Here is an 11127-nt window from a genome sequence, read left to right as displayed (position 1 = left end):
ATGGTGCACTCGACAGGATTCGAACCTGTGACCGCTCGGTTCGTAGCCGAGTACTCTATCCAGCTGAGCTACGAGTGCACGATGGTACTTGATGGACCAGATCACCTCTGGTTTGTTGCAAGCTGCTTCTTCCGTTACCGAAACAAGCATCTTAAATGGTGCACTCGACAGGATTCGAACCTGTGACCGCTCGGTTCGTAGCCGAGTACTCTATCCAGCTGAGCTACGAGTGCATATGTTGCCGCGCATCATAGTTCGTTAAAAACTTTTGTAAAGCACTTTTTTCAGTAATTTCAACAACTTACCTAAAAAGCCAGCTTTCAACGCCCTAAAGAAATAATGGCGGAGAACGGGGGATTCGAACCCCCGACACCCTTTTGAGGTGTACTCCCTTAGCAGGGGAGCGCCTTCGGCCACTCGGCCAGCTCTCCGCAACACGGGGCGTATATTATCGATAGCCCCTTTTCGACGCAAGCACTTTTTTCAAAAAAACCTAAATTAATTAAGCACTTGGTTCTTCGGCCTGCTCTTCCTTGATCCGCAGGTAGATTTCCTCGCGGTGTACAGCCACCTCTTTCGGGGCGTTGACGCCGATACGCACCTGATTGCCCTTGACGCCGAGCACGGTCACGGTGATCTCGCCATCACCAATCACCAGGCTTTCCGCGCACCGACGAGTCAGAATCAGCATTACCTTTTCTCCTCACCCACCGCAGTGGGAACAAACACAATCTGCAAAAAAGCAAAAGGCGCGGCTAAGCCGCGCCTCGTGCACTCGAACGCTTACTCGCCTTGACGGGCGGCGTCCAGTTCGAAAGCGGTGTGCAGGGCGCGCACCGCCAGTTCCAGGTACTTCTCTTCGATAACCACCGACACCTTGATTTCCGAGGTGGAGATCATCTGGATGTTGATGCTTTCCTTGGCCAGGGCCTCGAACATGCGGCTGGCAACACCGGCGTGCGAACGCATGCCGACGCCGACGATGGACACCTTGGCGATCTTGGTGTCGCCGATGACCTGGCGCGCGCCGATCTCGCTGGCGGTGTTTTCCAGCACCTGCAGCGCCGACTGGTAGTCGTTGCGGTGCACGGTGAAGGTGAAGTCGGTGGTGTTATCGTGCGAAACATTCTGCACGATCATGTCCACTTCAATGTTGGCGCCGCTGATAGGGCCCAGGATCTTGAACGCCACGCCCGGGGTATCCGGTACGCCACGGATGGTCAGCTTGGCTTCATCGCGGTTGAAGGCGATGCCGGAAATGATCGGCTGTTCCATGGATTCCTCTTCATCGATAGTAATGAGGGTGCCCGGGCCCTCCTGGAAGCTGTGCAGCACGCGCAGCGGGACGTTGTACTTGCCGGCGAACTCGACGGCGCGGATCTGCAGCACCTTGGAACCGAGGCTGGCCATTTCCAGCATCTCTTCGAAGGTGATCTTGTCCAGGCGCTGGGCCGTGGACACCACGCGCGGGTCGGTGGTGTAGACACCATCGACGTCGGTGTAGATCTGGCACTCATCGGCCTTCAGCGCCGCAGCCAGGGCCACGCCAGTGGTGTCGGAGCCGCCACGGCCCAGGGTGGTGATGTTGCCGTGCTCGTCCACGCCCTGGAAGCCCGCCACGACCACGACACGCCCGGCCTTGAGGTCGGAGCGGATCTTCTGGTCGTCGATCTGCAGGATGCGCGCCTTGGTGTGCGAGCTGTCCGTCAGGATGCGAACCTGGTTGCCGGTGTAGGACACGGCCGGCACGCCACGCTTGATCAGCGCCATCGCCAGCAAGGCAATGGTGACCTGCTCACCAGTGGAGACGATCACGTCCAGCTCGCGCGGGACCGGCTGGTCGCCACCGCTGGCCTGTTTCGCCAACTCGATCAGGCGGTTGGTTTCACCACTCATGGCAGACAGTACAACCACCAGGTCGTCGCCGGCTTCGCGGAATTTCTTAACCTTCTCGGCTACCTGCTCGATACGCTCGATGCTGCCGACGGAGGTGCCTCCGAATTTTTGTACGATCAAAGCCATTTCAAAGCCGCCTCAGCCCGTGAAGGGCGCCCATTAAACATTCAAACGCTACAACGCGGGAACCTGCTACTAGACAACAGGTACCCGCGAGGGTGAATCAGAGACCTTGTTCGACGAACGGTACGGTCAGGGCCAGGGCTGCATCCAGCGCGCCGGCGTCGACGCCGCCACCCTGGGCCATGTCCGGACGACCGCCGCCCTTGCCACCGACTGCCGCGGCAGCCTGTTTCATCAGGTCGCCGGCCTTCAGTTTCGAGGTCAGTTCCTTGGTGACACCGGCCACCAGCACCACTTTTTCCTCGTGCACGCCGCCGAGCAGGATCACGCCCTCGCCCAGCTTGTTCTTCAGCTGGTCGACCAGCGCCAGCAGCGCCTTGCCGTCCATGCCGTCCAGGCGTGCCGCCAGGACTTTAACGCCCTTGACGTCCACGGCCGCAGCCGACAAGTCGTCACCGGCCGCGCTGGCGGCCTTGGCTTGCAGTTGCTCCAGCTGTTTTTCCAGCTGGCGGTTGCGCTCCAGCACGGCCGACAACTTGTCGATCAGGTTGTCGCGGCTGCCCTTGACCAGCTGCGCGGCTTCCTTGAGCTGCTCTTCGGCACCGTTCAGGTACGCCAGGGCCGCGGCGCCGGTGACGCCTTCGATACGGCGCACGCCTGCGGCCACGCCGCCTTCGCTGATGATCTTGAACAGGGCGATGTCGCCGGTGCGCTTGGCGTGGATACCGCCACACAGCTCGACGGAGAAGTCACCACCCATGCTCAGCACGCGGACCTGGTCGCCGTATTTCTCACCGAACAGGGCCATGGCGCCCTTGGCGCGGGCGGTGTCGATGTCGGTTTCCTCGGTTTCCACCGCGCTGTTCTTGCGGATCTGGGCGTTGACGATGTCTTCCAGCGCCTTGATCTGCTCGGGCTTGATGGCCTCGAAGTGGCTGAAGTCGAAGCGCAGGCGCTGGCTGTCCACCAGCGAGCCTTTCTGCTGCACGTGCTCGCCCAGCACCTGGCGCAGGGCCGCGTGCAGCAAGTGGGTAGCCGAGTGGTTCAGCGAGGTGGCCTGCTGCATGTCGCCGTCCACCTGGGCGGTCAGCTCGGCGCCGACGTTCAGGTTGCCCAGCGAGACCACGCCGTGGTGCAGGAACGCGCCGCCGGTCTTGGTGGTGTCACGCACGTCGAAGCGGCCGTTGCCAGCCAGCAGGTAGCCACGGTCGCCGACCTGGCCACCGGACTCGCCGTAGAACGGGGTCTGGTCGAGGATGACCACGCCCTCTTCGCCTTCGGCCAGTTGCTGCACCGAGACACCTTCCTTGTACAGGGCGACGACCTTGGCGCTGGATTGGGTGTTGCTGTAGCCGGTGAACACGGTCGGCACGTCAACCTTGACCAGGGCGTTGTAGTCCATGCCGAACGAGCTGGCAGCACGAGCGCGCACGCGCTGGGCTTCCATTTCCTTCTCGAAGCCGGCTTCGTCCAGGGTCAGCTCGCGCTCACGGGCGATGTCGCCGGTCAGGTCCATCGGGAAGCCGTAGGTGTCGTACAGCTTGAACACCACGTCGCCCGGGACCACGTTGCCTTTGAGCTCGGCAAGGTCGGCCTCGAGGATTTTCAGGCCCTGCTCCAGGGTCTTGGCGAACTGCTCTTCCTCGGCTTTCAGCACGCGCTCGATGTGCGCCTGCTGGGCCTTCAGTTCCGGGAACGCTTCGCCCATCTCGGCCACCAGGGCCGCGACGATCTGGTAGAAGAAGCTGCCCTTGGCGCCCAGCTTGTTGCCGTGGCGGCAGGCGCGACGAATGATGCGGCGCAGCACGTAGCCGCGGCCTTCGTTGGACGGCAGCACGCCGTCGGCAATCAGGAAGCCGCAGGAACGGATGTGGTCAGCCACTACTTTCAGCGACGCCTGGTTGTCGTTGCTGCAGCCGATGGCCTGGGCCGAGGCGGCCAGCAGGCTCTGGAACAGGTCGATCTCGTAGTTCGAGTGCACGTGCTGCAGCACGGCGCTGATGCGCTCCAGGCCCATGCCGGTGTCCACCGACGGCGCTGGCAGCGGGTGCAGCACGCCGTCGGCAGTGCGGTTGAACTGCATGAAGACGTTGTTCCAGATCTCGATGTAGCGGTCGCCGTCTTCTTCCGGCGAGCCGGGTGGGCCGCCCCAGATGTCGGCGCCGTGGTCGAAGAAGATCTCGGTGCACGGGCCGCACGGGCCGGTGTCACCCATGGTCCAGAAGTTGTCGGAGGCGTACGGGGCGCCCTTGTTGTCGCCGATGCGCACCATGCGCTCGGCCGGCACGCCGACTTCCTTGGTCCAGATGTCGTAGGCTTCGTCATCGCTGGCGTAGACCGTTACCCACAGCTTCTCCTTGGGCAGGTTCAGCCACTGCGGCGAAGTCAGGAAGGTCCAGGCGTAGGTGATGGCGTCGCGCTTGAAATAGTCGCCGAAGCTGAAGTTACCCAGCATTTCGAAGAAGGTGTGGTGACGGGCGGTGTAGCCAACGTTTTCCAGGTCGTTGTGCTTGCCACCGGCACGCACGCACTTCTGGCTGCTGACGGCGCGGGTGTACGCGCGCTTTTCCTGGCCCAGGAAACAGTCCTTGAACTGGTTCATGCCCGCGTTGGTGAACAGCAGGGTTGGGTCATTGCCCGGGATCAAGGAGCTGGAGGCTACACGGGTGTGGCCTTGCTCTTCGAAGAAGCGAAGGAAGGCTTCACGGATTTCTGCGCTTTTCATTAGGTTCTTCCACGACAGGCTGCGGCCATAGGCCAGTGCGTAACGTACTTGGACGTTTCGACGGCAAAGGGCCGTATTATATACAGTGCTCAGCTTGTCAATATACGGTTAATTCGCGAAAAAAAAACCCGCACGCCCCCCGTGGCAGCGGCCAAAAGGCCGCGGCATGGGCGCGCACGGATGACCTTCTTGCCGTTGTGGGAGTGACGCGGCCTGTGGCCGCTGCTACGGGATTGATGTCGTCTACGACTAAATCGCTAGCGCAGGGGCGATGCATAGTGCAAAAAAGTATGTTAAAAATCGTTCGCCACCTACCAATGGGTGGCAACGTTCTCAGGGCGGGGTGCGATTCCCCACCGGCGGTAATGGCGCGCAAGGCGTCTAGCCCGCGAGCGCTTGGCAGGCCACAGGCCTGGCAAGGTCAGCAGACCCGGTGTGATTCCGGGGCCGACGGTCATAGTCCGGATGAAGAGAGAACGGGATTGGTACACATGGGCCGACGGCATACCGCGTACCCTTGAATCCCATTCGATCCAACTGCCCTGTTTTTCATACAAACAGGAGTCAACGTAGATGCAACCCACCGCAATCGACAGCAAAAGCCACGCAAACGAGCGCATCGCCTTTATCCAGGCCTGCTGGCACAAGGATATCGTCGACCAGGCCCGTATCGGCTTTGTCGAGCAGATCACCCAACTGGGCTACCAGGAAAGCGACATCGACTTCTACGAAGTGGGCGGCGCCTTTGAAATCCCGCTGCACGCCAAGCTGCTGGCCAAGACCGGCCGTTATGCCGGCATCGTCGGCGCAGCCCTGGTAGTGGACGGTGGTATCTACCGCCACGACTTCGTCGCCGCCACCGTGGTCGACGCGCTGATGCAAGTGCAGCTGGAAACCGAAGTGCCGGTGTTCTCGGTGTCGCTGACCCCGCACAACTTCCACGGCCAGGAACACCACGACTACTTCTTCAAGCACTTCCTGCACAAGGGCCACGAAGCAGCGAACACCTGCGCCGACACCCTGCAGAAAGTCCGCGCCCTGCGCCGCCTGACGGCGCAGCACAAGGTCGCCTGATACCCACCCCCCCGTAGCAGCGGCCGCCAGGCCGCGTCCGCGATCACTTCGATCATCGAGGGTGCCTTGGACGCGGCCTGGCGGCCGCTGCTACGGGTCAGGCGGGGACGATTAGAATGCCGGCACGCAGGCCGTTCTTGACCTTGGGGTTGGGGAAAATGATGCGCGCCCCCTCCTCCTCCACGACCCAGCGGCACTCGGCCAGGTCTTCGGCCAGCAGGTAGCCCTGGGGCAATTCGGAAAAGTTCTCCACGTCCGCCGGCAGGTGCAAGCGGAACGCATCGCTGTGCTTGATCACTTCCCGCGCCACGCGGAACTGCTTCAAGTGCTGCGGCTGCTCGACCTCAGGCTCGCTGCCTTCGATGATCTGCTTGAGCCGGGTTTCCAGCGGCGTCAGGTTGACCTGCTGGTTGTGCCCGAACGGCCGCGCCTTGCCCAGCTCCAGGGTGAAGGCTTCGGCGTCCAGCTGTTCGTAGGTGTAGGCCGTGAAGGTGATGGACGTCTTGCTTTGCAGCAACACCGCCTCCATGCCGGCCGCCTCCAGGCGCGCCAGCTCGCGCGCCGAGTGCTCGCGCCCTTCCTTGAACGGGTACAGCGCGAACTGCTCGATCTTCGAGCCACGAATGGCGGTGTGCAGGTCGTAGTGCAGACGGGTGCGGCCAGGCTGGCTGAAGAAGGTCGCCGCCAGGCGCTCCAGCTCACAGGCGCGCAGGGCCTCGGGGCCGCTGGACAGCTCGTGGCGGCCGTTGAACAGACGGTTTACATCCTGCTCCAGGTAACGCTCGCCGCGACGGATCGCTTCGGGGTTGCCGAACAGGAAAAGAATGCGGGCGCGCGGCTTGAGGGTGCCGCGGGCGATGTCATGCAACAGGCCATCGAGCAGCTCGATGGGCGCTGTCTCGTTGCCGTGGATGCCCGCCGACAACAGCAAATCCAGGCCATTGTCGCGGGCCTCGGGCGGGCGGACCTCAAGGGCCCCCTCGCCGAGCCAGCGCATACGCACGCCTTCGACCGTCAGCTGAGTCTTCTCTGCCGGCTCACGGCCGGCGAGGGTCAATTCAAGCAGCTTGCCGAGGGCGAGCATAGGCGTCAGTCCTTAGTGGTTGCAGTCCGGACCATGCACATGGTCGTCGTCTTCACCGGCGTCGGCCGGTTCCATTTCCAGTTGCAGGCTGACCAGGTTGGTAGCCAGTGGGCGCAGCAGCAGGTTGGCGTATTCGGCGTCGCCTTCTTCTACGTCAACGCCAATCAGCAGCTGGCCGCGGCCGTCCTGCTGAATCCACAGCTCCTTGCCTTGCCAGACCACGGCAAGACGGGTGCAGGAGGTTTCCAGCTGGGTGCCGTCGGTGTCTTCAAGAATCAGCCGCAGGGCGTCGGACATGGGGAAAATCTCTCAAGGTTGAAGTTGGAATGGGTAAACCGCGCCCAGTTTAAGGATTTGCGTCAGTTCATCCAATGCCGTGCGGCATTCCAGCAGCAATTGCGGGTCGGCCAGGTCCGCTTCGCCCAGGCGATCGCGGTAATGGCGGTCAACCCACTGGGTCAGGGTGTCGTACAGCGCCGGGGTCATGATCACCCCCGGGTTCACCGCGGCCAGCTCGGTTTCGTTGAGCGCCACGCGCAAGCGCAGGCACGCCGGGCCGCCGCCGTTCTGCATGCTCTGCTTGAGGTCGAACACCTTGACCTCGGCAATCGGGCCACCCTGGGCCGTCAGGCGCTGCAGGTAGCTCCAGACGCGCTCGTTGCTGCGGCACTCCTCGGGCACGATCAACAGCATCGAACCGTCGGCGCGCGACAGCAGCTGGCTGTTGAACAGGTAGGAACGCACCGCGTCCTCCACCGACACCTCGCTGCGCGGCACGCACACCGCCTGGAAGTTGCCACCCCTTTTTGCCAGTTTAGCCTGCAGTTGCGCGAGCATCGGCGCGGTGTCCAGGAACGCGTCCTCGTGGTGGAACAGCAGCTCGCCGTTGCCTACCGCAATCACGTCGTTGTGGAACACGCCCTGGTCGATTACCGCCGGGTTCTGCTGGGCGAACACCACGCCCTCCTCGCCCAGCCCGTGCAGCCGCGCTACCGCCTGGGAAGCCTCTAGCGTCTGGCGTGCCGGGTATTTCTGCGGCGCCGGGTAGCGCGTGTCGAAGGCGCTGCGGCCGAACACGAAGAACTCCACGCCGGGCTCGCCGTAGCTGCGGCAGAAGCGCGTGTGGTTGGCCGCGCCCTCGTCGCCGAACTGACCAACGGCAGGCAAGGCGGCGTGGTGGGCGAAGTGCCGGTCATTGGCGAACATCGCCCCCAGCACTCGGCTGGTAGTGGGGTGCTCGATGCTGCGGTGGTATTTGCAGTTGAGGTTGGCGGCGGTGAAATGTACGCGGCCGTCGGCGGTATCGGCGCTGGGGCTGACGGTGGCAGCGTTGGCCACCCACATGCTCGACGCCGAGCAACTGGCCACCAGCAACGGCATGGCCTCGCGGGCCGCGCGCTCGATGACCTGGGCGTCGCTGCCGCCGAAGCCCAGCGCGCGCAGGGCGGCGATGTCCGGGCGCTCCTGGGGTGCGAGCACGCCCTGGACGAAGCCCATCTCCATCAGCGCCTTCATTTTCGCCAGGCCCTGGCGCGCCGCTTCACGCGGGTTGGAAGCCTGCTGACTGTTGCTCTGGGAGGCGACGTTGCCGTAGGACAACCCGCCGTAGTTGTGGGTCGGACCTACCAGACCATCAAAGTTCACTTCATAGGCTTTCATCGGCCAGGCTCCATGGATCTCGTTATTGTGCTCACGCTTACAGCTTCACGCCCGGGGTCAGGCTGGCCGGCAGGCTGACGGCAGGGGCTTCCAGCGAAGCCACCGGGTAGGCGCAATAATCCGCCGCGTAATAGGCGCTGGCGCGGTGGTTGCCCGAGGCACCCACGCCGCCGAACGGCGCGCTGCTGGCGGCGCCGGTCAACTGCTTGTTCCAGTTGACGATGCCGGCGCGGCTTTGCAGCCAGAACTGCTGGTAGCGGGCGGCCGAATCGGACAGCAGGCCCGCGGCCAGGCCGTACTGGGTGTTGTTGGCCTCGGCGATGGCCTGCTCGAAGCGGCCGTAGCGGATGACCTGCAACAGCGGGCCGAACCACTCTTCATCGGGGCGCGCCTGCACCGCGGTCACATCGAGGATACCGGCGGTGAGCAGCGCGGCATTGGCCTGGGGCTGGGTCATGGCCAGCAGCGCCGTGGCACCCTTGGCCAGCATCTGCGCCTGGGCATCGAGCAGCGCCTGGGCCGCGGCCAGGGACACCACCGAGCCCATGAACGGCGGCGGTTGCTGGTCGTACGGGCCGACCACCAGGTCGCCGGCCACCTGCACCAGGCGTTCAAGCAATGCGTCACCCCAGGCGCCTTCGGGCACCAGCAGGCGGCGGGCGCAGGTGCAGCGCTGGCCGGCAGAAATGAACGCGGACTGGATGATGGTGTACACCGCCGCCTCCAGGTCCTGCACTTCTTCCACCACCAGCGGGTTGTTGCCGCCCATCTCCAGGGCCAGGATCTTGTCCGGGCGCCCGGCGAACTGGCTGTGCAGCAGGTTGCCGGTGCGGCTCGAACCGGTGAAGAACAGGCCGTCGATGCCGTCATGGGCCGCCAGGGCCACGCCGGTGTCACGGGCGCCTTGCAGCAGGCTCAGCACACCGGCGGGCAGGCCGGCGTCGATCCAGCACTGCACGGTGAGCTCGGCCACCTTCGGCGTCAGCTCGCTGGGCTTGAACAGCACGGCGTTGCCGGCCAGCAGCGCCGGCACGATATGGCCGTTGGGCAGGTGGCCAGGGAAATTGTAGGGGCCGAACACCGCCACCACGCCGTGGGGCTTGTGGCGCAGCACGGCGGTGGCGTCGGCCAGCGGCCCGCTCTTCTCGCCCGTACGCTCGCGGTAGCTCTGGATGGAAATGGCGACCTTGTTGACCATGCTGGTCACCTCGGTGGCGGCTTCCCACAGCGGCTTGCCGGTTTCCTCGCCAATGCAGCGGGCCAGTTCATCGGCGCGCGCCTTGAGCGTGACGGCGAAGGTCTCGAGCACACCGATGCGCTCGTCCAGCGAGCGCGACGCCCAGCCGACGAAGGCCTGGCGCGCGGCGAACACCGCCTGGTCGACCTGCTCGGCGCTGGCCGCGCGGCCTTGCCACACCACGGCCTGGGTCACCGGGTTGAGGGATTGCAGGGCCTCGCCCGCCCCTGCCAGCCATTGGCCGGCCACGTACAACGTGCTCATTTGCGTACCTCCCGTACGGGCTGCGGCGACAGGGCGACAGCGCGCACCTGGTCGCCGGCACTCAGGCGCAGGCGCTTGGCTGTCATCGGGTCGACCACCAGGGTGCCAGCCGCCAGGCGCGCCGGGGCGGCGGTGATGCGGCACTCTTCGCGCTTGCGGTTGTGAATCAGGAACGGCGTGGCGTCGTCACCGGGGGTGCCCACGGCCAGCACCAGCGCTTCGCTGTCATGCACGGCGCGGATCTTCGCGGTCTCGCATTCGATGGCCGGGCCGGCGTCGAAGATGTCGACATAACCCTGGTAGCTGAAGCCCTCGCCCTTGAGCATGGTCAGCGCCGGCTCGGTGTCGGCGTGCACGCGGCCGATCACCTCGCGCGCGGCGGGCGACAGGAAGCAGGTGTACAACGGAAACTTGGGCATCAGCTCGGCGATGAAGGCCTTGTTGCCCACGCCGGTGAGGTAGTCGGCCTGGCTGAATTCCATCTTGAAGAAGTGCCGGCCCAGGCTTTCCCAGAACGGCGAGCGGCCCTGCTCGTCGGACATGCCGCGCATCTCGGCGATGATCTTGTTGCCGAACAGCTGCGGGAACTCGGCGATGAACATCAACCGCGCCTTGGACAGCAGGCGGCCGTTGAGGCCGGTGCGGTATTCGCTGCGCAGGAACAGCGAGCACAGCTCGCTGTTGCCCGTCAGGTCGTTGGCCAGGAACAGCGTGGGGATCTCGCGGTAGATGTCCAGCTCTTGCGAGGCGCTGACCGTCAGGCCCACCCGGTAGTTGTACCAGGGCTCGCGCAGCCCCACGGCGCCGGCGATGGCGGAAATGCCGACGACCTTGCCGTCGTCATCCTCCAGCACGAACAGGTAGTCCGCGTCGCCGCGCCCGGCTTCGCCCCGGAAGGTCTTCTCGGCCCAGCCCACGCGGTGCGCCAGGCGCTCCTCGTTGGCCGGCAGGGTGGTCAGGCCGGTGCCGGTGCTGCGTGCCAGCTCGATCAGCGCGGGTAGGTCGCTGCTGCGTACGGGACGAACGATCATGCTTTCTCCTTGCGCGGGCCGCAATGGCAACCCG

Annotated in this window: 9 protein-coding genes, 3 tRNA genes and 1 riboswitch; of the genes, 1 reads left to right on the top strand and 11 read right to left on the bottom strand. The window is 64.3% G+C overall.

The window, feature by feature from the left end; all coding sequences use genetic code 11:
* Position 1: 1 nt before the first annotated feature.
* The 6 genes from ACWKWX_RS11655 to alaS form a co-directional block, all read right to left on the bottom strand.
* Positions 2–78: transfer RNA gene (locus ACWKWX_RS11655), tRNA-Arg, on the bottom strand.
* Between the two features lie 78 nt (positions 79–156).
* Positions 157–233 (bottom strand) — tRNA-Arg (locus ACWKWX_RS11650).
* A gap of 107 nt (positions 234–340) precedes the next feature.
* A tRNA-Ser gene (locus ACWKWX_RS11645) sits at positions 341–431 on the bottom strand.
* Positions 432–502: 71 nt separating this feature from the next.
* Entirely contained in the window at positions 503–691 is a 189-nt protein-coding gene (gene csrA, locus ACWKWX_RS11640) for a carbon storage regulator CsrA (protein WP_027978649.1), read from the bottom strand.
* A gap of 92 nt (positions 692–783) precedes the next feature.
* Positions 784–2022, bottom strand: coding sequence for an aspartate kinase (locus ACWKWX_RS11635; RefSeq protein WP_416426143.1), 1239 nt, complete (start codon positions 2020–2022; stop codon positions 784–786).
* 97 nt (positions 2023–2119) lie between these two features.
* Positions 2120–4744 (bottom strand): alanine--tRNA ligase, encoded by a 2625-nt coding sequence (alaS, locus tag ACWKWX_RS11630; protein WP_416426144.1) that lies wholly within the window; start codon positions 4742–4744, stop codon positions 2120–2122.
* A gap of 325 nt (positions 4745–5069) precedes the next feature.
* Positions 5070–5226, top strand: a riboswitch (FMN riboswitch).
* 91 nt (positions 5227–5317) lie between these two features.
* Between alaS and ACWKWX_RS11625 the strand changes: the two genes are divergently transcribed.
* The gene (locus ACWKWX_RS11625; RefSeq protein WP_416426145.1) at positions 5318–5818 is read left to right on the top strand and encodes a 6,7-dimethyl-8-ribityllumazine synthase; all 501 of its coding nucleotides are present in this window, start codon (positions 5318–5320) and stop codon (positions 5816–5818) included.
* A 97-nt stretch (positions 5819–5915) separates the two neighbouring features.
* Here the strand turns inward: ACWKWX_RS11625 and astE are convergent, their stop codons facing one another.
* Genes astE through astA form a run of 5 tightly spaced genes read right to left on the bottom strand, consistent with a single transcriptional unit; the run spans position 5916 to position 11093 of the window.
* The gene (astE, locus tag ACWKWX_RS11620) at positions 5916–6902 is read right to left on the bottom strand and encodes a succinylglutamate desuccinylase (protein WP_483827798.1); all 987 of its coding nucleotides are present in this window, start codon (positions 6900–6902) and stop codon (positions 5916–5918) included.
* Between the two features lie 12 nt (positions 6903–6914).
* Positions 6915–7199, bottom strand: coding sequence for a topoisomerase II (locus ACWKWX_RS11615; protein WP_416426147.1), 285 nt, complete (start codon positions 7197–7199; stop codon positions 6915–6917).
* 12 nt (positions 7200–7211) lie between these two features.
* Entirely contained in the window at positions 7212–8561 is a 1350-nt protein-coding gene (astB, locus tag ACWKWX_RS11610; RefSeq protein ID WP_476298990.1) for an N-succinylarginine dihydrolase, read from the bottom strand.
* A gap of 37 nt (positions 8562–8598) precedes the next feature.
* Positions 8599–10062 (bottom strand): succinylglutamate-semialdehyde dehydrogenase, encoded by a 1464-nt coding sequence (astD, locus tag ACWKWX_RS11605; RefSeq protein ID WP_483827797.1) that lies wholly within the window; start codon positions 10060–10062, stop codon positions 8599–8601.
* A complete protein-coding gene (gene astA / locus ACWKWX_RS11600) occupies positions 10059–11093 on the bottom strand; it encodes an arginine N-succinyltransferase (RefSeq protein WP_476298992.1) in 1035 nt (344 codons plus the stop codon). Before astA ends, astD begins: the two co-directional genes overlap by 4 nt.
* Positions 11094–11127 lie beyond the last annotated feature (34 nt).

The sequence above is a fragment of the Pseudomonas imperatae genome (assembly GCF_057128625.1).
Note: the sequence above shows the minus strand (reverse complement) of the source record. Positions and strands in the feature narration are given on the sequence as shown.

Excerpts from the sequence above, each read along its gene's own strand:
- astE (WP_483827798.1), bottom strand. The coding sequence starts at position 6,902 with ATGCTCGCCCTCGGCAAGCTGCTTGAATTGACCCTCGCCGGCCGTGAG.
- ACWKWX_RS11625 (WP_416426145.1), top strand. The coding sequence starts at position 5,318 with ATGCAACCCACCGCAATCGACAGCAAAAGCCACGCAAACGAGCGCATC.
- ACWKWX_RS11615 (WP_416426147.1), bottom strand. The coding sequence starts at position 7,199 with ATGTCCGACGCCCTGCGGCTGATTCTTGAAGACACCGACGGCACCCAG.
- astB (WP_476298990.1), bottom strand. The coding sequence starts at position 8,561 with ATGAAAGCCTATGAAGTGAACTTTGATGGTCTGGTAGGTCCGACCCAC.
- alaS (WP_416426144.1), bottom strand. The coding sequence starts at position 4,744 with ATGAAAAGCGCAGAAATCCGTGAAGCCTTCCTTCGCTTCTTCGAAGAG.
- astD (WP_483827797.1), bottom strand. The coding sequence starts at position 10,062 with ATGAGCACGTTGTACGTGGCCGGCCAATGGCTGGCAGGGGCGGGCGAG.
- ACWKWX_RS11635 (WP_416426143.1), bottom strand. The coding sequence starts at position 2,022 with ATGGCTTTGATCGTACAAAAATTCGGAGGCACCTCCGTCGGCAGCATC.
- astA (WP_476298992.1), bottom strand. The coding sequence starts at position 11,093 with ATGATCGTTCGTCCCGTACGCAGCAGCGACCTACCCGCGCTGATCGAG.
- csrA (WP_027978649.1), bottom strand. The coding sequence starts at position 691 with ATGCTGATTCTGACTCGTCGGTGCGCGGAAAGCCTGGTGATTGGTGAT.